General features: G+C 49.8%; 19 protein-coding genes. 6 read left to right on the plus strand and 13 right to left on the minus strand.

Features of this window, described 5'->3' with window-relative positions:
- Positions 1 to 2: 2 nt before the first annotated feature.
- The 13 genes from def to IPL32_10735 form a co-directional block, all read right to left on the minus strand.
- On the minus strand, positions 3 to 494 hold the full coding sequence (gene def / locus IPL32_10675; GenBank protein ID MBK8466283.1) for a peptide deformylase: 492 nt from the start codon (positions 492 to 494) through the stop codon (positions 3 to 5).
- A gap of 2 nt (positions 495 to 496) precedes the next feature.
- Positions 497 to 706, minus strand: coding sequence for a hypothetical protein (locus tag IPL32_10680; protein ID MBK8466284.1), 210 nt, complete (start codon positions 704 to 706; stop codon positions 497 to 499).
- Complete coding sequence (locus IPL32_10685; GenBank protein ID MBK8466285.1) at positions 703 to 2229, minus strand: glycosyltransferase family 39 protein; 1527 nt, start codon at positions 2227 to 2229, stop codon at positions 703 to 705. Before IPL32_10685 ends, IPL32_10680 begins: the two co-directional genes overlap by 4 nt.
- Entirely contained in the window at positions 2204 to 3556 is a 1353-nt protein-coding gene (locus IPL32_10690; protein ID MBK8466286.1) for an FAD-dependent oxidoreductase, read from the minus strand. The genes IPL32_10685 and IPL32_10690 overlap by 26 nt, the downstream gene beginning before the upstream one ends.
- 13 nt (positions 3557 to 3569) lie before the next feature.
- Positions 3570 to 5132, minus strand: a complete 1563-nt coding sequence (locus IPL32_10695) for a hypothetical protein (GenBank protein ID MBK8466287.1) — start codon at positions 5130 to 5132, stop codon at positions 3570 to 3572.
- Positions 5133 to 5147: 15 nt separating this feature from the next.
- Positions 5148 to 6128: a polysaccharide deacetylase family protein gene (locus tag IPL32_10700; GenBank protein ID MBK8466288.1), complete on the minus strand. Its 981-nt coding sequence runs from the start codon at positions 6126 to 6128 to the stop codon at positions 5148 to 5150.
- 30 nt (positions 6129 to 6158) lie between these two features.
- The gene (locus tag IPL32_10705; protein MBK8466289.1) at positions 6159 to 7631 is read right to left on the minus strand and encodes an NAD(P)/FAD-dependent oxidoreductase; all 1473 of its coding nucleotides are present in this window, start codon (positions 7629 to 7631) and stop codon (positions 6159 to 6161) included.
- 3 nt (positions 7632 to 7634) lie between these two features.
- Complete coding sequence (locus tag IPL32_10710) at positions 7635 to 8291, minus strand: N-acetyltransferase (GenBank protein MBK8466290.1); 657 nt, start codon at positions 8289 to 8291, stop codon at positions 7635 to 7637.
- Positions 8292 to 9290, minus strand: coding sequence for a Gfo/Idh/MocA family oxidoreductase (locus IPL32_10715; protein MBK8466291.1), 999 nt, complete (start codon positions 9288 to 9290; stop codon positions 8292 to 8294).
- Between the two features lie 52 nt (positions 9291 to 9342).
- Positions 9343 to 10542, minus strand: coding sequence for a DegT/DnrJ/EryC1/StrS family aminotransferase (locus IPL32_10720; GenBank protein MBK8466292.1), 1200 nt, complete (start codon positions 10540 to 10542; stop codon positions 9343 to 9345).
- A gap of 36 nt (positions 10543 to 10578) precedes the next feature.
- A complete protein-coding gene (locus IPL32_10725) occupies positions 10579 to 12294 on the minus strand; it encodes a DUF3473 domain-containing protein (protein ID MBK8466293.1) in 1716 nt (571 codons plus the stop codon).
- A gap of 34 nt (positions 12295 to 12328) precedes the next feature.
- Complete coding sequence (wecB, locus tag IPL32_10730) at positions 12329 to 13525, minus strand: UDP-N-acetylglucosamine 2-epimerase (non-hydrolyzing) (GenBank protein MBK8466294.1); 1197 nt, start codon at positions 13523 to 13525, stop codon at positions 12329 to 12331.
- Between the two features lie 158 nt (positions 13526 to 13683).
- Positions 13684 to 13983 (minus strand): ferredoxin family protein, encoded by a 300-nt coding sequence (locus tag IPL32_10735; GenBank protein MBK8466295.1) that lies wholly within the window; start codon positions 13981 to 13983, stop codon positions 13684 to 13686.
- Between the two features lie 143 nt (positions 13984 to 14126).
- On the opposite strand from IPL32_10735, the gene glpX reads away from it, so the two are divergent.
- The 6 genes from glpX (at position 14127) to IPL32_10765 (ending at position 22925) form a co-directional block, all read left to right on the plus strand.
- Complete coding sequence (gene glpX / locus IPL32_10740; GenBank protein ID MBK8466296.1) at positions 14127 to 15179, plus strand: class II fructose-bisphosphatase; 1053 nt, start codon at positions 14127 to 14129, stop codon at positions 15177 to 15179.
- 115 nt (positions 15180 to 15294) lie between these two features.
- A complete protein-coding gene (gene ppsA / locus IPL32_10745; GenBank protein ID MBK8466297.1) occupies positions 15295 to 17718 on the plus strand; it encodes a phosphoenolpyruvate synthase in 2424 nt (807 codons plus the stop codon).
- Positions 17711 to 18241, plus strand: a complete 531-nt coding sequence (locus IPL32_10750; protein MBK8466298.1) for a DUF2085 domain-containing protein — start codon at positions 17711 to 17713, stop codon at positions 18239 to 18241. The genes ppsA and IPL32_10750 overlap by 8 nt, the downstream gene beginning before the upstream one ends.
- A gap of 91 nt (positions 18242 to 18332) precedes the next feature.
- On the plus strand, positions 18333 to 20390 hold the full coding sequence (locus IPL32_10755; protein MBK8466299.1) for a right-handed parallel beta-helix repeat-containing protein: 2058 nt from the start codon (positions 18333 to 18335) through the stop codon (positions 20388 to 20390).
- A gap of 689 nt (positions 20391 to 21079) precedes the next feature.
- Positions 21080 to 21382 (plus strand): hypothetical protein, encoded by a 303-nt coding sequence (locus IPL32_10760; protein MBK8466300.1) that lies wholly within the window; start codon positions 21080 to 21082, stop codon positions 21380 to 21382.
- An 85-nt stretch (positions 21383 to 21467) separates the two neighbouring features.
- Positions 21468 to 22925, plus strand: coding sequence for a S8 family serine peptidase (locus IPL32_10765; GenBank protein MBK8466301.1), 1458 nt, complete (start codon positions 21468 to 21470; stop codon positions 22923 to 22925).
- Positions 22926 to 23098 lie beyond the last annotated feature (173 nt).

Here is a 23098-nt window from a genome sequence, read left to right on the forward strand (position 1 = left end):
TACTACACCCATTTTTTTTCTTTCTGAAATCGCTTTATGACCATATCACGACGCAATTTTGGAAGGTGGTCGATAAACAGCTTGCCGTTGCAGTGATCGGTCTCGTGCATAAAGGCTCTTGCGGCATAACCCTCAGCCTCGCGTTCGAACCACTCGCCGTTTTCATTCTGTGCCCGCAGGCGTGCTTTCTGCGGACGAACAACGACTGCCGGCACTTTGCCGACCGAGAGACAGCCTTCCTGGCCTGATTGTTCGCCTTCGGTAGCGACGATCTCAGGGTTGGCGGCAATGAGTTTGACGCCTTCACAATCCATGACGAAAAGCCGCAAATTTAAACCGATCTGCGGAGCGGCGAGCCCGACGCCCTCTGCATCGTACATCGTTTCGAACATATCCGCGCATAGATCGGCGAGATCATTATCAAACTCCGTTACGGGTATACCGACCTCAGCGAGAACTTTTTCGGGATATTCCGTGATCTTTCTTACCGCCATAGCTATCTTGGAATGACGCCTGAGCGTGCTGTGCGGCGAAAATCACGCTTTGCGTTAAAGCCTTTCTCTTCTCGTCCGAGGCATTCCCAGCATACTATTCGTGGCTCGTTCGTCGGCGATAGAAACGTGTTGTAATGCTCGGTTTCTCTATCGCACTCCGAACATCGCGTGATTGGTTTGTCCATATTTTTAGGGTCTATGGTATCGATCATTGTGTCTTTTTCCTTAAGAGGAATAGTTTCTCAAGATAGAATTCCTGTTCCTTTTCTATAGTGTAGTTTGCATGGACATAATTTTCCAACGGTCTGCACGCATCGGTGACAAGACACTTTTCATTTACGACTAGCCAGATCATTTCAGCATCGGCCGGGATCTCTGAGATCACAAATTCGGTCTGCTTCTTGAGGCTGTTTTCGGTCCCAAAAGCCGCTTCCTGCTCGAATTCGAAAAATTTCTCGTCGGGAAGGATCTTATTGACGCCGTAATAGTGATACGGCAACGTCAGTGCGTCAAATGTCGTGAACACGAGGATCGGCTGTCCCGGAGATTCGTTCTCTTGAATAAATGCTCCAACGCGGGCCCAGTCACCGCGCTTTGCAGAATTCGGATACAGCGTCGTCAGTGAGTATGAAAAAGAGATCAGCACGAGTAAACCAACTGTGAGCGTAATAGCTTTTGTTATCCGTTCGCTCACGCTGATAAAGATGTCCGAACACAATGAGGCGACGAAAAGAACAAACGGCACAAACAACGGTGTCGCATGGCGAAGTTGCATGTAGTTCGGATTCATCCAATAGCCCGCTGCAAAAACGCCCACGAAAGCGGCAAAGGCGATCGCTGCGAGAATCAAGGTGCATTGACTGATCTTTTTATAAGTGACGGCCAAAAGCGCAAGCAGTGAGAGCGCTCCGATGCGGACAACCCAGACGCGAACGGTCGCGAATTGAGAGTCCGGCGAACTATCAAGAAACTGTCCCGGCAGCATGTAAGTCGTGGTATGATGCCACAGCGTGCGAAAGGCGTCGAGCGCTGAAATGCTGTCACGGAAGCTGCTTGTCTTGGCTGCAAACTGAGAACCGACGGTCGCAACAAGCGGCACAAACGCAATGGCGACGATCAGCATAAACAAAACGTAGTCACGAGCTGACTTCCAATTTCGCGTTACGATCAAAGCCGCAAAAAAACCGGCAAACAAAAATCCGAGATAGTAATTCGTGTAAAGAGAGACGATCGCAACTATCACAAATGCGATCTGTGATTGTAGCGTGTCGCCGTCTTCGCGCGTGAATCCATAAAAAAAGAACGTGATCAAGAGAATTGTCAGTGTGACAACAAACGCGTAGCCGCGAATCTCAAGACTTGTCCAAATGAGAAACGGATGCAGTGCAAAGAAAGAGCTTGCGAGCAGAGCGGCTCGCGGCTCGAAAACGCGGCTGCAAAAACGCGCAAATAAAGCAATAGACGCAATGCCGCAAAACACCGAAAACAAACGTGCGAAAAAAATCGAATCGTCTGCTAGACGCCAGACACTTAAGATCCAAAAATAAAGCGGAGCTTGTTTTTCATTCGAGGCCGCGTTCTGAAACGCGGAAAAGAAACCTTGCTGAGTCGTGTATAGCGACGAGCCTTCGTCCATCCAGATATTGAGCGAAAACGCGAGCGGCAAAGCGATCGCCAGATGAAAGGCGATCAGTCCGATGACGATAGAGTTACTGATTGCTCGCGGCTTTTGCATCGTCGGTGTTCGATAAATTTGCGACAAGTTCGGCTACCTTTTTACGTGTGCGGAAGTAAACGTCTTCCATAAATATATGTGAAAACTCGCCGTTACGGCCAATGCTCAGTAGATTTGGTATGTTCGTTGATCTTTCAAAATCTTTTCTCGCCTGTTCGTATTTCCTTAAAAACACCGGATAAGAAATTCCAGTTTTCAATATGTTGTGGCCAAGATACCGCTCGCGAATGTCCGGTATAACTTCAGTCATCGAATCGAGGCACAACTCGACAAGTTTTTCGTTAGACATGTTCCATGAGGCGTCGGTTTTTTCGGCACCGATATCGACGGTGATCGTCGTGTGGCCGTCGGGAGCAAGCCAGGGCATCGAGAGGGTAGCTTCGGTCAGGCGGAAGAACGGAAATTTGTCTTCGGGAAACCACAAAACCGTATCGGACAAAAGGCCCCGTCCTTTTAGTTTTAAATTGACGAAAATCATTGGGCGAAATCTGAATTGAGCAACTTGGTCGAGCGCGTTTGTTCCACTTACCAGTCTTGCAAGAATGTTTGCCGGAGCCGTGCTGATCACGGCAGAAACTTCGTGAAGTTTGCCGTTTGATTTGACGGCAATGACACGCTCGTTTTCGACAGAAACTTCTTCGACGGGCGACTCTAGTTTGAGCTGGCCGTTTAGGCCACTGGCGAGTTTTTCGCAAAGAGTCGATACTCCGTTCTTTGGATAGACATGATACACGCTGGCCGACTCGTTAAGCTCGCGACTGTATCCGCATGCGACGGCACGACGGGTAACAATGCTTGCGGCCTTTAAGTACAGCGTTTTGGCAATGCTACCAGGCAAGCTATCGCCAACTGCCGCCGAGAGGTCGGTCGCCTTCGCTCCAGACCACGCTTCGATGAGTGGCAGAGCAACCTCGTTAGCTAAAACGGTTCCAAAAGAGCTGCGGAACCAATCAGCAGCAGAATCTTTCGACCTACTGTTTCCGGTAAGTTTGGCCTTTATGCCGCTCAAGGTCATCCGCGGTATCATCATCAACCCAAACGGGTACGAGTACGTTTTGCCGCCCAACCAAACTCGCTCGCCGTAATGTTTAACAGTAAGACATTCGTCCTCGACGCCGATGGCGTCCGCCAAACGGTTTGTCACAAAGTGGGCGCCAAAGTCGTAGCTAAAACCTGCGTCGTCCTTGAAACTGGCGGCGAGACCGGCGGTCTTGTTACCGGCTTCGAACAGCATGAACGGCACTTTGTTCTTTCGTAAGTAATCAGCAGCAGTCAAACCGGCGAGACCGGCGCCGATAATCGCTATAGGTTTTATGTCTTGAGGCACCATTTCTGATCTATTATTGTCTGTCTCTGTTCAAATCTTTTTCGCTTGCTATTCGTCCACCGTGACGAGCATACATTTTATAACTTTGCGCGTCTGAATAGATCGGCGTCGATTCATATTCCTTCGTCAGCCATTCAGGAGCAGTGGGACGGTTTTGTTCGAGGACGAGGATCTCGGGACGCGTAAGCTCAAGCTGCTCTTTAACGCGCGCCGCCAGCTCAACTGAGATCGGGTTGTCTCTAAGGTGATTGTCGAACAAAACAGCCGCCGGCGGGCGACGATTTGCCAGCAGATAAAGATTCGGCGTATTGCCCCAAATATAGAAGGTCTCACCATCGCGAAGATGCGAATTAATAACTTCAACCGTCTTATCCGCAAAATTTAGCACAGGTAATTGTGGGACGAATTCGTTCGCATAGATCGATCGGTAAACTGGTAGCTGGTATAAAAACAAAGTTGCTGTGAGAGCGATCGCGGCCGTGCTCCCGGCTGCTTTGTGAAGGGTTTTCGTTGAGTCGCAAAAATATCCAATGCCCCACGCCGACGCGATCACGAGCGATGGGATCCACAACTGATAATAATGAACCGAAAATCGACCGGCAGCCGCGAGCGCGACCCAGGACGATATTACAAAAACCGCGATCAGTAAGCCGAGACGTCTCTCATAAAGAAATGCACAGACAACCCCTATGGATGCGAACGCTGCAAGCGGCCCTATCACATCAACGCTAATTTCGGCTTGTCCCATAACCGGGGCAAAGATATTTGTGAGCAGGCTGCCCGAATAGTGATTGTTAAAAACAACAAGGCTCTTATATACAATGTCGCCACGGCCTGTTGCGGCAAAATATCCAAACAGGAGTAGCCAACCGGCAACTCCGACACCGCCGATCGTCAACGCGTTATAGATTCCGCGTTTTCTGCTCACAACAAGAACAGCGTACGTCAGCGTGATGAATACGACATTCGCTGCTACCACCGGCTTGTAGAGCGATGCTGAAAGGAACAATGCGCCGACCAGAACGGAATTTATAAACGAGAGGCCGTCTTTGCGGTTCGCGACAATCAGGTAGAACGCGAGAACGACAAACGCGTCGATAATAGGTTCGGTGTTCGGGTCGCGGCCTTCGAGGCCGAAACTGCCGGACACGAGCGCCCACAGAAAAGCTGCGATCACTCCGGCAATTTGTCCGCCGGGACCCTGCTTTGCCGCAAGAAAGATGCTCCACAATACCAACAGACACACAATGTAACTGAGCACATGCAGCGTTTGAGGCGAATAGCCAAGAACGACCTCGGCTAATGCATATGTGATAAAAGGAGCCGGCGGTTTGTGGTCCCAGATATCGGTGTAAAGCTGTTTGCCGTCTAGTAACTCGTGAGCAACAACGGCATAGGATGCCGGGTCAACATTGATTGGAACGGTCGGCCCATAGAGACGGTCAACTCCGATCAGCGCCGAAAGCAGGAGCATTACGATAACAGCGAAGCGCGCAGTGATCGACGCAGAGCTTGGCACATACGGCATCCCTTTCGTGCTTAAAAGCCCTTTGTCGATAAACTCCGATGACTGCATCGTTAAAAATTATCTCTAATGTGTTTCGCCGATCACGGTCACATTTCTGCCCATCGGCCTTTCATCTCGTTGTATTGATGAAGCATGTTCGCCCATCGAAACAACGTCGAAACTGTCGGTGTACTGCGACAATATATCGCTTACAAGCGCGAGTTTGTTCTCAAGCGATATTTCCATGCCGGGGAAAAACTTCAGTTCATCCACGTCGTCACCGCATAGAAAATCTAGAGGGTGCAGCAAAAGCGAGGGCTGAGTTCCTGTAAATTTGCATGCGGCAAGTGCTGCTCGCCAATATAGAAGAGCCGCCTTGCGCGAGAAAGTTGCAATGTAGAGCAGATAACTTAGATGTATCGGGGTTTTGATTATGGGAAACGTGGTCACCGGAATTTCTGCCATATCATGGCCGGCGACATTCGTCATTCGCGGCTTCAGGCTTTGAAATCCATCTGACAATTTCCCGAAGAGTTTTTTGCGTTTCTCGCGTTCCTCATCGGCCATCTTCGGCGATTTGAAAAAATAGTAGGCACGAGCGAGCGGCCCAACATAGGTTGGAAGCGTTGAGCAATCATATTTGTAGCCGCGTTCGGCTAGTACTTCTAAAACCGTTGGACTGAGACTATAACCCGGACCGCGAAAGCCCGTCGGACGCTTGCCGGTCACGTTTAACAGAGCAGTCTCAGTTTTATCAAATTCTTCGACAAGCTCTTCTTTTGAATAAAGATGTAGCCACGGTTCGTGATTGAAAGAGTGGTTGCCGATCTCGTGACCCGCGTTTGCTATCGAAGCTATTGCGTTGCGATTTTCCTCAAGAGCTGCATCCTGGCCGACGATGAAAAACGTTATCTTGAGATCTCGCTTCTTTAGAAATGCAAGCGCACGAGGCACAACAATATCGAGATACGACGGGAAAGATTCCCAGCCAGCATCACCGTGGGTCTTCATGTATGACCATTTATTGTCGAGGTCGAGCGAAAGGCTCGCTATCTGCTTCTTCATAAAGTAATTGCCGAAAGAAATCGCAATAAATTATTTTGTGCCTTTTTGCGGCCATAATTCTTGCAAAAAGTTCTCTGCTAACTGAACAGTTTCGTTAACATTTAATGTTCCGTTGACGATGTGCGACGAATTGACCACATACAATCCATCGACCGAGGTTTTCATCGAAGGCAGGTCGCGCGAGTAATTTAAAACGGGTAGTGGAAACACTTGCCGAACGCGCGAGACTTTGAACGCAAGGACATCTTTTCGCGTGAAATGCGAGTACATTGTTTCCATGCCGTTCAGGAAAATTCTCTGTATCTCGTCGTCGGACTTTTCAAAAAGCTCGTCGTCTGGTGCGACGTATTTTGGTAGATAAATAAGTGCATTGCGGCCAAATTCTTTTTTATCGACGAGAGCCGACATCTCGATCACGCCGGTGAATGGCGCTTCGTCGGTGATGTTTGTAACGTAAAAATTCGACATCGAGCATTTCATTAGCACGGATGCACAGACGATGCCTTGGTATCGGATATTTTCGAGGCCTTGCTTCTCGGTTTCGGTCAGTTGCGGAGCGATCTTCGCGGCGACGTTTGACGGGCAGGTCAGTATGACCCGGTCAAATGTTTCGCCGCCGCCATTTCCGCGAAATCCGAACGCATCACCCGACGACAGATCAGGTTCCGATAGAAAGCCTCCTGAAAATCCACGTGCGACGATCGTTGCAGTTTGCACCATGCCGTATTTGGTTTTTTGCGGCATCGCATGATCTTTTGCGTCGGCTCGCCTGCGTGTTGCTGGCACAGAAACGCGAATCTTACCGTTCTCAAGTTTTTCTATTTTTTCGACTGACGAATTAAGTCTGATATCGACACCTTTCTCGGCCAACACTTCGGCGAAGCGTTCCAAGACACGAGCATAACCGCCGCGAACGTAGCCGAACATTTCTTTCTTCAGGCCAGTGTTTCTCGCGGCATACATCCGCTGGATCGTTGCCCAGATAAATGCGCCTGATGTTTCTTTGTATGCGTCGCCGAGCTTTGCTTTGAGCAGCGGCTTCCAGATCTTTTCGAATGTCTTTTTGCCGGAGAGCTTTGTCAGCCAATCTTTGACCGTGATCTTTTCTAGTTGTTTCCAGTCTTTGACGCGCGATGCGAAAAAGATCGTTGCGCCGAGGCGGAGTTTGCTGATCAAGCCGAGCGGCGGGAACTTTAGAAATTCCTTTGTGTTCGACATCGACACAAGTTCACCGTCGGTGTAAAAACCAGTCTTTGTCTCGACCCATCGATATTCGTCGCCGAGGCCAAGCTGTTCAATGAGCTTTCGGGTGAAGTTGTCGGAGGCGAGCGTGACGTGATAATGCTTGTCCCAAAAGACATCGCCTATCTCCCACGCCGAGGCAAGGCCGCCGATCTGGTCGCCCGATTCAAAAAGCGTAACATTAGCTCCGCTCTCAGCCAGACGCAGAGCGAGCGTCATGCCAAGAAAACCGGAACCTACAATTGCCACTCTTTCACGCATGCGTTATACAAAAAAGGGCTCAGCCATCCGAGCCGCTCTACGTTTTTCAAACTCCGGCTCGACCTCAATGACATTTTGGGCAGCGATCTCATAGTCCAATCCGCAATCGCATGAGAAAGTTCCCGTGTCAGCGTCGGCAAACCTATGAAAAAGCTGGCCGCATTTGCAAACCGCACCTATCGAACGCGCCGGAGATCCAAGTACGAGATGAAAGTCAGGAACGCTTTTGGTAACGACTGAACCCATACCCACCATTGCCCAACGTCCTATCTCGAGATCGTTGCCAATGACACAGCTAGCTCCTATGGTTGCACCTTCTCGGACGAGTGTCGGCAATGTGTGTTTGTCGGGCTCGCTTGGCCTCAACGATTTGAGATCTGGAAATGTCGCACGCGGAAACTTATCATTCGTAAATGTCGTTGAAGCTGAGATCATGACGCCGTCTTCGATCGTTACGGCCGCGCAAATATAAACCATCGCATTTATCTTGACGCGATTACCGATCTGTACGTCGTAGGCGATATAGCTCTTTTCGCCGACGATGCATTCTCTGCCGATAGTTGCGCCATGCCGGATGTGCACGTTGTCCCAGATGCTCGATCCTTCGCCAATAGACACGTCGTCTTCGATTATTGCTGTCGGATGTATTCTTGCCATAATTTACTTTGCGGTCATCGCTTTCTCAACCACTGGTTGCCACAAATTTTGCTTCATTGATCTATATGCCGCCTCGATCACCTGCACCGAGGCCAGAGCGTCAGAGGGTTTAATAAATAATTCTTCTTTACCACGAAGTGCATTGGCAAAATTTTCGATCTTGCCCCTAAACGAAGCCGTCTTGTCGTATCCTTTTCCAAACACTGTCCAATCGGGGCTCGAATTGAGTTTGTATTTAGACTCGCGCCAACCTATGTGAAGTGTGCCGTTGGTTCCATAGATACTAATGAAATAAGGAAGTTCCTTATTGATACCCCACGTCAGATCGACACTTGCTGTGACATCATTTTGTGCCTTGGCAAACATCTTGACGTTCTCATCGACCGACAAACCTTGAGTGCCGCCGGCATCGACGACCAGTACAGAATCAATGCCGCCGAGAAAATAGCGAATAATGTCGACGGAGTGCGTCCCGTTGTCGATGAGCACGCCGCCGCCCGAAATTTCCTCTTGCGAGTTCCAACGCCTCGACATATCTACCTTCGCGGTGAGCGCATTTTCAAATTGCAGCACGTCGCCGAGAACACCGGAAGCAAGAATGCCCTTGGCCTTGATCACGTCGCCGCAATAGCGGAATTTCGACGCCATAGTAAAAAGTACTCCGGCCTTTTCGGCTGCGGCTATCATTTTTTCAGCGTCTGCGACATTTGTGGTCAGTGGCTTTTCACATAATACAGGAAGCCCATGCTCCATAAAGAAGCAAGCGATCTCAGGATGTGTTGATGGAGGTGTTGCTATGATCACGGCGTCGAGTTCTGTCTCAACAAATTGCCTGTAATCATCACATACCTTGCCGCCGACGATCTCCGCCAATGCAGACGCGGCTTCGGGCCGCACATCGGCGATCGCGACAAGATCACAGCAGTTGCTCTCATTAAATGCTTGAGCATATGCCTGCGCGATGCCACCGGCCCCGACGAGTCCAAATTTCAGTTTGTTCATAATTCACAATGGGTCGAATGGAATCTATAGGTCATATAGGTCCCATAGGAATCTATTTTCGTAGTTTGCTTGCTGCGATCCTCACATTTTCCGCAATGTAGCGAACGTGCTCTTCGGTATATTTCTCATTCCACGGCAGGACGAGCACATCGTGTAATGCCTTTGCAGTTAACGGATAATTTTCCATCTCGTAATCAACCGCACCATCGCGTGCAAGATTGAACGGGAACTGGCTGTCGCCAAGCGTGTTCTTTTCTTGAAAGACCTGGCACATAAACGCCGGTTTTACTATGTAGCGCGGTGCCGAAAAAATGTTCTTTTCCTTGAGTAGATTTGCGAGTCCCGGCGAGCCGCCTTCGATCTTTGTGTCGTCAACTGTGAGGCAGTATTTCCAGTAAACATGCGTTGCATTATCGGCGATCACCGGTAACTCGATTCCGTCGATGCCATCAAGCAGGTCCGTCAACATTGCGGCCGTCCGCTGGCGGTTTGCGACACATTCTTCAAGCTTTTCGAGCTGGCCGAGAGCGACCGCTGCTTGAAGTTCGCTAATGCGATAGTTCAACGCCATGAAGTAATGATCGGCGTTAGCATCTCCATAGCCCCAGGCTTTATTGATGTAGAGAAACATATGGCGGGCGATCTTTTCGTCGTTGGTGACGACCATGCCGCCTTCGCCGACTGTCATATGTTTGCCCTGTTGGAGCGAAAAGCAGCCGATATCCCCGATCGTGCCCGCATACTTGTCACCGCACTTTGCGAGGAAGGTTTGCGCGGAATCTTCGATCACCGGCAAATTATGTTCGCGGGCGAGTTCCATGATCGGTTCCATCTCACATGGATTGCCGAATAGATGTGTGACGATGATCGCTTTTGTGCGGTCGCTGATCTTTGCCTTGATGGTTTCAGCAGTAACGTTGAGTGTTTTGGAATCCACTTCTGCAAAAACAGGCACAACGCCGCGATACATCAAAGGCGTCAACGCGCCCATATCTGTGATCGAGGTTGTGATTATTTCGTCGCCGGGATTTGGGTTTACGGTCGCGACCGCTATGTGGATCGCTGCGGAACCTGACGTACATGCATAGGCGTATTTCGCGCCAAATTTCTCAGCAAATTTCTGCTCAAGCAGCTTGCCAAATTTTCCTTTTGTCGTCGTCAGCGTTCCTGAGCGTAAAGCCTCAGTCACATATGCGATCTCTGTTTCGTCAAACGTCCGGCCGGACGCATCCTGATCGGAAGGCAGCATCATTAGCCTTTCCGCATGTGTTGTAGGTGTCATAAATCGTTAGTTAAGTTCGGTCGAATTTGCAGAAACCACGTTGAGTTTCTTTGTCGTTATAGAAGGTGTAATCGCGTCGGATTTCCGAAACCAACGCAATTTTATGAGGGATGAAAGCAGTTTAAGATGGCCGAGAATGGTCTTGGCCGTTTTCATCTTGGACAGACCAAATAAACGGACCTCCAAAACAGCAGGGAATTCAACGATCTTGCCGCCGCTCAGGTCGAGCCGCCCGAGCATTTCAGCAACGCCGAGAAAGCCCGATTCGTTCAATTCCATCCCAACCATGGAACTCCGGCGATAAACCCGGAAGCAGCTAGTATATGTATCGAGTTTTGCACGCAGCACGCGTCGATAAAGAAATGATGCTCCGCGAGAAAGGAAAAGACGCCAACCGGGCACATTCCGAACGCCGCCGTCTTTGTGATAGGGCGAAGCCGTCACCATATCAATATTTCCTGCCATCAGCGGCAGCATATTAAGAAGCTCGTGCGGGTCGTACGTACAGTCACAGTCCATCGAACACACAATCTCTGTCTTTGCCGCACGGATTCCGGTCATTATTCCGGCAGCGACGCCGCGATTGGTTTCGTGTTTCAGAATATCTACGTTCTTTTTGTGTTCAAAAAGTTCGGTCAGTGCCTTTAGTGTTCCATCGATACTTTTGTCATCGACAAATATGAAATTAGGCTGATAGCCGTTTTCGACAAGGCCGGTCTCGACTGCTCTAAGCGTGTTTGCTAAATAGGGCAATGCATCTGTCTCGTTATAGCACGGGATCACTACTGAGATATTTGTATTTTTGATGTTTGAATTTCGATTTTCGGCTGTCTCGACCGGCCTTTGAACTTTGGACTTCGAACTTTGAACCCGAACATCTTCTTTTAACCCCAGTGAGTCGGCAATGCCAGTGCAGTCATAGAGTTCAAGATTCTCTCTCAGGATCCATTCCATCTTGTCTAGCTTGCGATAATGGCGAATGCGATTGTAGTTGGACGCGGCTGATATTCGCGGCTGCTCAGGGTCGAGTTCCCAAACGTGCAAATAAAAGACAATTGGCTCATCTTGACGCTGTGTCCAATTGCGAACGGCGTGTCGCATCAACGTGTATGGTATTTGGCGAAAATAATTACCGCCCGAGATAGGAAGCAGGCCGAGTCCCAGATCAAGTGTTGAATAAGGAAATTCCCAGATCGCTTTTCCGTCTATGTGTACCTGATGAGAGAAACGTTTTGTTTTTGAGTCTTTAACTTTAGGCAAAAATGAAGCGTCATATGCGAAACCTTCCTCGGACAGCACATTAAGCATCCACTCACTTTCTGCGAACGATAGCTTCTCGGCGGCACGATAGCCAAGCACTTTATGACCGCATGCTTCTTCAATTGCTTTGTTCGTACGTCTAAGATCCTCACGAAACTCTTCGTCTGTGAGATTTTTTAGGCTGCGATGATAATAGCCGCGGCTGGCAACCTCGTGCCCGCGTGCGACGATCTCTCGAATAAGACCCGGATTTTGTTCGGCGATCCAGCCGAGAACGAAAAATGTTGCTTTTGTTCCATACTCATCGAGCAGGTCGAGAGCTTTTATTGTGTTCTGCTCATAGCGCGGCTCAAAATTTGACCAGTTTCTCTGTTGGATAAGATTTTCAAACGCGCCGACATGGAAGTAGTCCTCGACCAAGATCGTTAACAGATGCTTCTGAGTTGTTTTTGCGCTGCTCATTTCGCTTGGTGGAAGATGTTGTTTAAGCTGCAAGTTAAGCTGCAAGTTTTTGAATGTGTTTTACGGAGAATGCTTCTTCGATCACTTTTACGATCTGTGTAGCAGCCGTGCCGTCCCCGAATGGGTTCGAAACCTTTGTTACTGATCTGATCCACGTTTCGTCCACGTAATTTTCTTCTAAAAGTCGGCTCAATGCTCCGGCGTATTCGCCGACCAGCTTTGCGACACCGGAGCTTACAGCTTCGGGTCTTTCCGTATTTTCACGAAGGATCAGCAGTGGCTTTCCAAGGCTCGGGGCTTCTTCCTGCACGCCGCCGGAATCAGAAACTATCAGCCACGCCGATCTCATCAGTGCAAGAAAGTCAGAATAGTCGAGCGGTGCCAGAAGATGTATGCGATCGTGTCCGCCCAGAATCTCTTTTGCGGCATTTTTTACATTTGGATTTGGATGGACCGGGAAAAACAGACAGAGGTCTTCGTGCCTATCAATAAACTGTTGAATGACTTTGAGATTTGCCGTCAGAGCATTGCCAAAACTTTCGCGGCGGTGCGTTGTAAGCAGAACGCGTTTTTTTCCTTCCGTTGCCTGGATAAGCTTTGCAATCGCCCGATCGATATTCAAATTCGCCAGCATGTACTGAAGCGAATCGACCACAGGATTTCCGGTAACAAATATTTTTTCGTTCGTTATCCCTTCAGCGAGCAGATTCTGCCGGTTGTCTTCGGTCGCCGCAAAATGTAACGCCGCCATTTGCGAAACAAGACGACGATTCATCTCTTCCGGAAAAGGGCTCATCAGATTGCCCGAACGAAGTCCAGCCTCAATGTGGCCAACCGGAATGCGGCGGTTAAACCCTGCCAAAGCACCGGCTAATGTCGTAGTCGTGTCGCCTTGCACAAGGATCAGGTCAGGGGCTTCGAGTTCAAGGATCTTGTCTAATTTCGCTGTTACTCGAGCGCATACGGAATTCGGCGACTGATTCCGCCGCATGACTGAAAGGTCATGATCAACCTCGATCGCAAGTGAAGCGAGAAATGGTTTGAGCAATTGTTTATGCTGACTCGAAGATACAACGACCGTCTCAAACGACCTCTTTTTCAATTCGTGTATAACTGGCGCGAGCTTAATGGCTTCGGGTCGTGTACCGAATAGAACGAGGACTTTCGCTCTCCTACCAGGGGCAGCATGAAGTCGTCTTGTCGTTGTACTTTTTGAGATGCTGGCGAACATAGGCAAACTCGACTAATAGCCGAGCGTTACCGTGTAATATATGTTCAAAGCTACTGCGGTTCCGTTTTGCCGTGAATTTATGGGTTGATTGGTTTTCGTAAAATAAAGAAAGGACAGCTTGCGTGCTGCCCTTTCTTCATGAGTCATTGATCTTTAAGTTATTTTTCCGGAGGACCGCTGCATCCGGGGCCCATTAAGGCAGGTTCTTTGGTGCTGATAATGGGGAAATTACCGGCTTCGGCGTTTTTCTCAAGCCAATCAGCATACTCGGGCGGGTAAGACATATCAGAAAAGATCGCCTCGACAGGACACTCAGGAAGACAGGCGTCGCAATCTATGCATGTATCGGGATTTATAAGTAGGCGGTCCGGTAATTCGTGAAAAGCTTCAACAGGGCAAACGGCAGCGCAATCGGTGTATTTACATTCGATGCATGGTGGTGTGACAATATAGGTCATAGTTCTAAGTTCCACCTTCAGGTGGCAAAGCGTAAAGTAAAACCGTAATATCCTAAGATTAACTTGTCAAATCCTGTTAGACAAGTGGCATAATGCCTGTAATAATGGAACAAAAATTCGATTAGCTCTATAAAGGAAAACAGATGAAAAACACAAAACCCGCTAAAGCGGAGCGTGACTTGTCGCTGGATTTTTTGCGTGTAACTGAGGCTGCGGCCATCGAATCGGCCAAAACGATGGGCCAGGGCGACCGCAAATACTCTGACCACGTAGCGGTCGAGGCGATGCGTGAGGTAATGGATACGGTGCCGATGCGAGGCCGCATCGTGATAGGCGAAGGCGAACGCGACGAAGCTCCGATGCTGTATATCGGAGAAGAACTCGGCGGCGGCATCTTTTCTGAAGATGCGAGGCACGAATTTCCCGAGGTCGATATCGCTGTTGACCCGCTCGAAGGCACAAATCTTTGCGCCTTAGGCGCAAATAATGCCATTGCCGTTCTCGCCGCTGCCGAACGCGGTGGGTTGCTTTACGCTCCGGACATTTACATGGATAAGATCGTCGTCGGCCCTTCGTGCCGAGGCTCGGTCGATATCGACGCTCCCGTCGAAGAAAATCTTAAAAATATTGCTCGCCGTTTAGGTCGTGATGTCGAAGATCTGACTGTAATTTGTCTTGACCGTGGTCGGCACAAACAGTTGGTTGATGATGTCCGTGCTGCCGGTGCCAGGATCAGATTGATCTCAGACGGCGATCTCTCAGCCGGAATTTCGGCCGCAGTCGCGGGAACCAACATCCACGCGTTGATGGGTATTGGCGGTGCACCGGAAGGCGTTATTACTGCCGCTGCGATGAAGTGTCTCAACGGCGAAATTCTTGCGAAACTTGTTTGGGATCCAGATCGCCTTGGCGTCGATAAATCAAAAGTTCCTGAAGAAAAGGTCGTGATGGCACGTCTCGCCGAGATGGGCATTACCGATCCGAACAAGATCTACGACACAAACGACCTTGCACCGGGTAAGAAGATCATCTTCGCCGCTACAGGCGTTACAGACGGAGCGTTGCTTCGCGGCGTGCGGTTCTTTGGCTCCGGCAAACGAACGCACTCGGTCGTGATGACGACGGACTCAAAGAGCATCCGCTTTGTCGATACCGTCCATGTCGAGGGCGGCCCTGACGCGATCATAAGATTTTGATGAAATATATAACGCAAAGTCGCAAAGACGCTAAGACGCAAAGTAAGGAGATTAAAAGAACTTTGCGTCTTTGCACCTTTGCGACTTTGCGTTAGAAATTCTTTGCAACAGTTCTATGTCCGACTCAAAACCATACGTTTTAGATTTCAGCCAGGTCGGTGCCGGTGACGTTGCACTGGTTGGCGGCAAGTGCGCCAGTCTTGGCGAGCTTTTTCAGGAATTGACTGGACAAGGCGTTCGCTCTGTTGATGGTTTTTCCACAACGAGTCATGCCTATGAAGTGCTCCTTGAGACGGACGGTGTCAGAACAAAACTAAAGAGTCTTCTGAAAGGTCTCGACGTTAATGATCTCGACGAACTTGCTCGCGTCGGCAGCGAAGCACGCCGCTTGATCCGCGAAACGCCGTTTCCGCAAGAAGTTGAAACTGCGATATTTGCCGCCTACGAGGCTTTGGGCAAGCGTATCGGTAAAAAGACTTTCGAAGTTGCGGTTCGATCATCAGCAACGGCAGAAGATCTGCCCGACGCTTCGTTTGCCGGACAGCAGGACACGATCCTTAACGTAAAAGGCGAAGCGAAGCTGATCGAGGCTTGTCATGACTGCTATGCGTCTTTGTGGACCGACCGAGCGATCTCGTATCGGACAGCGAAAGGCTTTGATCATTTTGACGTTGCGCTGTCGATCGGCATCCAGCCAATGGTGCGTTCGGATATTGCGTGTTCAGGCGTGATGTTTACGCTCGATACAGAAAGCGGTTTTCGCGACGTAGTCGTTATTAACGGCGCGTGGGGACTTGGTGAAGCGGTCGTTCAAGGCATGGCAACGCCGGACGAATGGATCGTTTTCAAACCGACTCTAAAACTTGGTTTTCGTCCCATCGTTACACGAAAACTCGGTGTTAAAGAAGTCAAAATGGTCTTTGCCGACGATGGCTCGGGCACTCAGGTCCGCGACGTTGTCGAGACACAGCGAAAGCGTTTCTGCCTTGCCGGATTTGAGGTGATGCAGCTTGCTCAGTGGGCTTGTGCCATCGAAGAACACTATTCAAAATTGGCCGGCAAGCCGCAGCCGATGGACATCGAATGGGCAAAGGACGGCGTTACCGGCGAGCTGTTCATATTGCAGGCTCGGCCTGAAACGATCCACGCACAGAACACTCACAACTACATTGAAAAATATAAGTTGGTCGGCATTCATGGAGCACCGCTTGCTACGGGTGTGGCTGTTGGTGAAAAGATCGGCCAGGGCACTGCCCATGTGATGCTGGATTCTGCGAAACTGAACACGTTTAAAGAAGGCGAGATACTCGTCACATCGATGACCGATCCCGCGTGGGAGCCGATAATGAAACGCGCTTCGGCGATCGTCACTGACCGCGGCGGCCGCACTTGTCACAGCGCGATCATCAGCCGCGAGCTCGGCATTCCTTGCATCGTCGGGTCTGGTGATGCAACGGAAAAAATAAAGAACGGAGCGCCTATAACCGTTTCCTGTGCAGAGGGCGAACGCGGAAATATCTACTACGGCAAGATCGATTTCAAGGTTGAAAAGCAAAAGATCACCGACAAGGAACGCCCGCAAACGCAGATCATGATGAACGTCGGCGACCCCGATCACGCTTTTGCCGTGTCGCGTCTGCCGAATGACGGCGTCGGCCTCGCGCGGCTTGAATTTATCATCAACAATCACATCGGCATTCACCCGATGGCGCTTGTAAATTATCCGAATCTCAAACGCCCAGCCGATCGCGAAACGATCTCAAGCCGCATCCTCGAAGAAGATCCGAAAGAGTTTTTTGTCCGCTCGCTTGCCGAGGGCATCGGTCGCATCGCCTGCGCGTTTTATCCAAAACCGGTGATCGTGCGAATGTCCGATTTCAAATCGAACGAATACGCGATGCTCATAGGCGGCAAGGAATTTGAGCCTATCGAGGAAAACCCGATGATCGGCTTTCGCGGAGCGTCACGTTACTACGATGACCGTTACAAAGCAGGTTTCCGCCTCGAATGTTTAGCCCTTCAACGTGCCCGCGAGGACATGGGCCTTACAAACATCAAACCGATGATCCCGTTTTGCCGAACTGTCGAAGAAGGCGAAAAGGTCATCGCTCTCATGGCCGAGCACGGCCTCGTCCAGGGTGAAAACGATCTTGAGATCTACGCGATGTGCGAACTGCCGGCAAATGTCGTGTTCGCTGACGAATTCCTGAAAGTTTTTGACGGATATTCGATCGGATCAAACGATCTAACCCAGCTCGCACTCGGCCTCGACCGCGACAGCGAAATGGTCGCCCATCTCTTTGACGAACGAAACGGCGCCGTCGAAAAAATGGTCGCGATGGCTATCGACGCCGCGATCCGCTGCGGTAAAAAGATCGGCATCTGCGGCCAGGCACCGTCCGACTATCCCGAATTTGCCGAATTCCTGGTCAAACGCGGTATAAATTCTATTTCCCTCAACCCCGACACCGTCATCCAAACGACCCGCCATATTCTCGAAACCGAAAAGAAACTAAAGGCGAAAGCTTCAGATGCCTGAACCCGCCTCGAACTATGTTTCACTTGATATCGCAAAATTGATGCGAAAACAGGCGTTTCGCGTCTGGACGATCGGGCTCGTTGTCGTTTTCGCTTGGGTTTTGCTGATCGGCGGCTTGCCGGTTGCCAAAGCGAACGGCTTCGTCACAATTTCTTCGCCGCTTTATTATTTTTTTAGCTTTATTTGTCATCAGATTCCGAAACGGTCGCTTCACATTGCAGGCGAACAGTTTGCGGTCTGTTCGCGGTGCTTTGGGGTGTATTTTGGCTTGCTGTTCGGGTTTGCGGTCTATCCGCTTTGGCGAAACATCGACGACATCGAGCCTCTAGCCAAATTTTGGCTGTTTGTCTCGCTCATCCCAATGACGTTAGATTGGGCACTCACATTTTTCGGTATCTGGGAAAACACTCAGTTTTCACGTTTCCTCACCGGCATGATCGTCGGCGCTGCCTGCTCAACATTCATCGTCCCAGCAACTGTTGAGATCACTCGAAACTTCACCAGTCGGAACCACCTGCGATAGCGGGTGGTTGAACTTAGGCATTTACATCGAGAACGATCTGAGATAGCATTACGCTGATTCCAGACCAAACACGGTGTACACCAAAATGCGCGTGCCTACACTTTTTCTCATACTTCTCACTGCGTTTGCGGCAATTGACGCACGTGCCTCGACGCTGACCGTTACAAAAACCGAAGATACAAACGACAACGTCTGCGATGCCGATTGCAGCCTGCGCGAAGCAGTCTTTGCGGCGGCTTCGGGCGATACTGTTGTTTTCTCCACGCTTTTCGAATCACCGCAGACTATCACACTAACCCTCGGCCATATCGTAATTGACAAAAACCTGACGATTGCCGGCACCGGTCCGACTTTAGTAGATATAAGCGCCAATCTTGCCGGCCGTGTCTTTTTCATTCCCGGCAATCTAACCGTGACGATGTCAGGGATGAAACTCCGTGATGGCAAGGTAGGAATGCCAATTCCTGGAGAAGCTTACGGAGGAGCGATCGCTGTTAATGGCAGTGGCCCTCTTAATTTATCGGATATGGAGTTCACTAATAACCAGGCGCTAGGCCATTTTCCTCCGATTACGTTTGGCGAAGGGAGCGCGGTTTGGTGCGATGGCTGCACTATGACGCTTGCCAACCTTTATGTCCACCACAATCTCGGTTATTCTGCCGCGATTCAGGCGGGCGGCGAAGCAGTTATCGATATAAGAGATTCGGTATTCACTAATAACCATGCCGGTGTAGGGGCAGCGACATTATTTATTAGGAACACAACTGTCAGCGGAAGCACAGGTGGTGGCCTTGGCAGCTCCAATCTAACACTTATCGATTCTCAAGTAATTAACAACGGTGGGCGCGGTATTTATGCAGGAAACGGTCCGTCCACAACTGCAATTGTTGAAAACTCGATCATCGCAGGAAATGGAGACTATGGCCTAAGCTCCTCGGCGACCACCACCATTCGCAATACAGTAATAAGTAACAATCTTCGCAGCGGCATTCTGCCTACGGGAACAATGTATCTTATCAACTCTGCGGTCACCGGAAACCGAGCCAGCCAAGGTGGCGGTATTTACAGCTACTCGAGTTTGGCTCGCCTCTACATTACAAACTCGACCATAAGCGGAAATGTGTCATCCAATAAGGGAGGTGGTATCTATTTGGGAAGCGAGTCAAACCCGGCGGGTGGCATCTTTTTGGTAAATTCAACCATTGCGCACAATCAGGCGCAGGGACAGGGCGGCGGGATTAGGTTGGAAACCTCTCCGATATCCAGCTCGGTCACTAACACGATCATAGCGGGGAACATATCCACGAATACAAATGAAGAAGATGTGTCCTGCGTCTTTACTTCGCAAGGATCTAATCTAATTGGAGACACGACCGGCGGTACGGGTTGGGTCGCAAGTGACCTTTTGAATATAAATCCGATGTTGGGGCCACTTACGGACAACGGCGGTCCTACCTTTACTCACGCAGTACAAAACGGCAGTCCTGCAATTGACGCCGGAAACAACTCGCGGGCCGTTTATCCTCAAACACAGATGTTTTTGAGTGATGATCAGAGAGGTTTTCCAAGGATGGTCGGTTTGGCGGTGGACATCGGAGCATACGAGTCAACGCAGACTTCTTCGCCTGTAATAGCAGGGACGGTTTCTTATGGAAATTCAACAGGCTCGCCGCGTTTTGTATCGGGCGTACTCATAAACGCCATCACATCGCCGAATGTCTTCGCGACGACTTTAGGTGCCGGGCCCGGACAAGGAACGTATTTGCTCTCAGGCTTTGGTTCGGGTTCTCAAACGGTGACAGCGACTAAAACCGGCGGCGTGAACGGCATAAGCTCATTCGATGCAGGGCTGGTCGCCCGACATGCGGCTGGCATAACGCCATTGATGGGCAATCAGTTGATAGTTGCCGATACCAGCGGGAACGGTGCTGTTACGTCATTTGATGCGGGGCAAATCGCGCGTTACGCGGCTGGCCTCAACAATTTCGGTTCAACCAGCAACTGGATATTTACGCCCTCGAGCCGAACATACCCTTCTGTCACCACCAATATCGCAGGCGAAGATTTCATCGCTCTGCTGATGGGCGATGTTTCGGGAAACTGGATGCCCGCTGGCACGAGTAAGAGCAATCTGACTGAAAAGCGGTGACTGCAAGAATTCTAACTTTTTTTAACGCGGATCGGGCAGATTTTTAGACACAGGCAATAATTTCATCAGGAAATCCGTTTCATCCGCTAAATCCGCCCGATTTACGTTTAAAATTGTTTACACGTTGGAAAGTTAAGTCAAATCGAGAAAGTTACGCCATATCGAGAAAATTGGTATTTCCTTTTTGGTTGAAATCTGCTAGCTTGATGCGGGATCATTGAAGACAAAATGATCTTTGCAAGTAGTTGAAAGGTAGCAGCAACGATTTAAGAACGGCTCTACTGCAGATTTGTAGATACACGGCCACAGAAGAGTCGTAAGAGCTTTGTTTATAATGTTTAAGGTGTTCATAGACGGTGGGGACATTGCCATTTGGATGAAAAAAAGTTTTTTTCAAAAAATCGTGGAACGCAGCCAAAAAACAATGGCAACTCTATTGTTTGCAATGTTTACACCGTTCCACGACCATGTGGAACGGTGTGGAACGCTTGGAACGGCAAAAAAACGGTGGGACAGTGGGACAGTAAACCTAAAAGTCAATGAATTCAATAGTTTAGACTGTCCCACACCGTTTGGGACAGTGGGACAGCAGCGAGCCGGGAACGGATGAGCGTCTTTTTCAGGAAACTCAGATCAGCGGCATGTTGGAACCCGAACATTCTTTGACTTGTTTTCGTAGAAAGAGCAAGATGAATACATACACAATTGATATGAGTTTTACAAAAATAAGTGCGGTTGAGCTGGCAAGAAATGATCTTGCCCAGCGTTTGAAGATAAAGTCCGGCGAGGTCAGGGAGTTTGGCGTTACGGACAGGGAATTTCCGGACATGGCTTTGGGAGCACCCGAAAAAGGTGAGATGGCGGCGCAGATGATCTCCAGCGGCTGGCAGATCAAGCTCGGCGCTGGCGGCAAGACCTACGAGTACCGTGCCGACAAATACCACGTTCGCCTGCACAACTTTAAGGGCGCAAATCACGTCATAGAAAATTAATAGTTAGAACTAAGAGTTACGCGTTTACGCGTGAACACGCCTAAAGGCGTAACTCTTAACAGTAACTCTTAATGGGAGCAGTACTATGAATCGCAATAATATCTGGATACATGTCGGACTGGCGGTCGTTTTGATAACGATCGCAGCGGTTTTGGGGCAGATCGAGCGTTGGAAGGCCACGCTCAGTTTGTCCAATAACGCGGAGCGTACCCAAATCGAAAAACGCTCAAACGACGAGCCGATCATAAAAAAGAGCAGCCCTGAAGTATTGGTCCGATTCAAACAAGGCGTCTCACTTGCTCAGATCCGCGAGATCGCGGTTGAAAATAATGATTCGCTGGCCGACGAGATCGAATCGGTTTCCGGCCTCACCGTTATTGACGATCTCGATAATGCCGACGCTCAGTGGGTTGCAGATCAGTATGCGGCGATGACCGACACGGTCGCATATGCCGAGCCGAACTTTAAGATAAAGCTAATCGATCCTGATCAAACCGAAACTGCAAAGGACCTTCTGCTTCGTTTACCGAGCAAAAATGAGGAAACGCGGCCTAACGATCCTCAGTTTGACGAGCAATGGGCGCTGAACAATTTTGGGCAGGAAAGCGGCAAGGAACGCGCCGACATTGATGCACTTGAGGCTTGGCAAACTACTAAGGGTAGTGACGAAGTGGTTGTTGCTGTGCTTGATACGGGCGTTGATTTTACGCACATTGATCTTCGCGAAAATATGTGGATACGGCCAAAAAATGTGCCTGCATATACTGACGACGAACTTGGCGAGTTCAATGACATCAACGGCTACAACGGCACTGACAACATTTCAGATCCGATGGACGACAACGGCCACGGTACGCATTGCGCAGGCATCATCGGTGCCGAAGGCGACAATGGCGAAGGCATCGCGGGCATTAATTGGCACGTCAAGATCATGCCGCTCAAGTTTCTGGGACGAGGCGGATTTGGCTCCGTCAATGACGCTATCGAGGCGATCAACTATGCCATCGACCGCAAAGAAAATGGTGTTAATGTTCGTATCATCAGCGCAAGCTGGGGTTCGACCCAGAAGTCAAAAGCACTCGAAGACACGATACGTGCAGCTGGCGAGGCGGGAATTTTATTTGTCGCTGCGGCCGGTAACGACGGTTCAAGTAACGACAAACGAGCGCATTATCCGTCGAACTACGACCTTCCAAACGTCATCAGCGTCGCAGCCCTCGACCGCAACGACCAGCTTGCCGGTTTTTCAAACTTCGGCGTGAAGTCGGTCCACATCGCCGCACCGGGCAAGGATATTCTTTCGACTTGGCTCGGCGACAATTACCGCGAGGCTTCGGGAACATCCATGGCGACACCGTATGTTTCAGGCGTAGCAGCATTGATAATCGCCAACGAGCCAGAGATCTCAATGGAAAAACTCCGTGACCGCATTCTAAAAACCGCCGACAAACTCGACTCGCTCGACGGCAAAGTCGCAACCGGCGGCCGCGTTTGCGCCGCAAATGCTCTTGCCGGTCGCGTCCTCAACCATCTGCAACATTAGGTTGACGATTTGGAGCAGAACAGCCAACACTTAAAGATATTTGACATTGAAATCACAAAATAGTTCCGCCACAACTATCTGTAAATAAACGGTTTATTGTTTTCGCTTGTGTAGCCGAAACATCTCTGGCACACCCTTTGCGATTAGTAAATTCAGCAATGGCCAAATCATTG

It is taken from the genome of Chloracidobacterium sp. (assembly GCA_016711345.1).
GTDB lineage: Bacteria > Acidobacteriota > Blastocatellia > Pyrinomonadales > Pyrinomonadaceae > OLB17.

Excerpts from the sequence above, each read along its gene's own strand:
- def (MBK8466283.1), bottom strand. The coding sequence starts at position 494 with ATGGCGGTAAGAAAGATCACGGAATATCCCGAAAAAGTTCTCGCTGAG.
- IPL32_10680 (MBK8466284.1), bottom strand. The coding sequence starts at position 706 with ATGATCGATACCATAGACCCTAAAAATATGGACAAACCAATCACGCGA.
- IPL32_10685 (MBK8466285.1), bottom strand. The coding sequence starts at position 2,229 with ATGCAAAAGCCGCGAGCAATCAGTAACTCTATCGTCATCGGACTGATC.
- IPL32_10695 (MBK8466287.1), bottom strand. The coding sequence starts at position 5,132 with ATGCAGTCATCGGAGTTTATCGACAAAGGGCTTTTAAGCACGAAAGGG.
- IPL32_10700 (MBK8466288.1), bottom strand. The coding sequence starts at position 6,128 with ATGAAGAAGCAGATAGCGAGCCTTTCGCTCGACCTCGACAATAAATGG.
- IPL32_10705 (MBK8466289.1), bottom strand. The coding sequence starts at position 7,631 with ATGCGTGAAAGAGTGGCAATTGTAGGTTCCGGTTTTCTTGGCATGACG.
- IPL32_10715 (MBK8466291.1), bottom strand. The coding sequence starts at position 9,290 with ATGAACAAACTGAAATTTGGACTCGTCGGGGCCGGTGGCATCGCGCAG.
- IPL32_10720 (MBK8466292.1), bottom strand. The coding sequence starts at position 10,542 with ATGATGCTGCCTTCCGATCAGGATGCGTCCGGCCGGACGTTTGACGAA.
- IPL32_10725 (MBK8466293.1), bottom strand. The coding sequence starts at position 12,294 with ATGAGCAGCGCAAAAACAACTCAGAAGCATCTGTTAACGATCTTGGTC.
- wecB (MBK8466294.1), bottom strand. The coding sequence starts at position 13,525 with ATGTTCGCCAGCATCTCAAAAAGTACAACGACAAGACGACTTCATGCT.
- IPL32_10735 (MBK8466295.1), bottom strand. The coding sequence starts at position 13,983 with ATGACCTATATTGTCACACCACCATGCATCGAATGTAAATACACCGAT.
- glpX (MBK8466296.1), top strand. The coding sequence starts at position 14,127 with ATGAAAAACACAAAACCCGCTAAAGCGGAGCGTGACTTGTCGCTGGAT.
- ppsA (MBK8466297.1), top strand. The coding sequence starts at position 15,295 with ATGTCCGACTCAAAACCATACGTTTTAGATTTCAGCCAGGTCGGTGCC.
- IPL32_10750 (MBK8466298.1), top strand. The coding sequence starts at position 17,711 with ATGCCTGAACCCGCCTCGAACTATGTTTCACTTGATATCGCAAAATTG.
- IPL32_10760 (MBK8466300.1), top strand. The coding sequence starts at position 21,080 with ATGAATACATACACAATTGATATGAGTTTTACAAAAATAAGTGCGGTT.
- IPL32_10765 (MBK8466301.1), top strand. The coding sequence starts at position 21,468 with ATGAATCGCAATAATATCTGGATACATGTCGGACTGGCGGTCGTTTTG.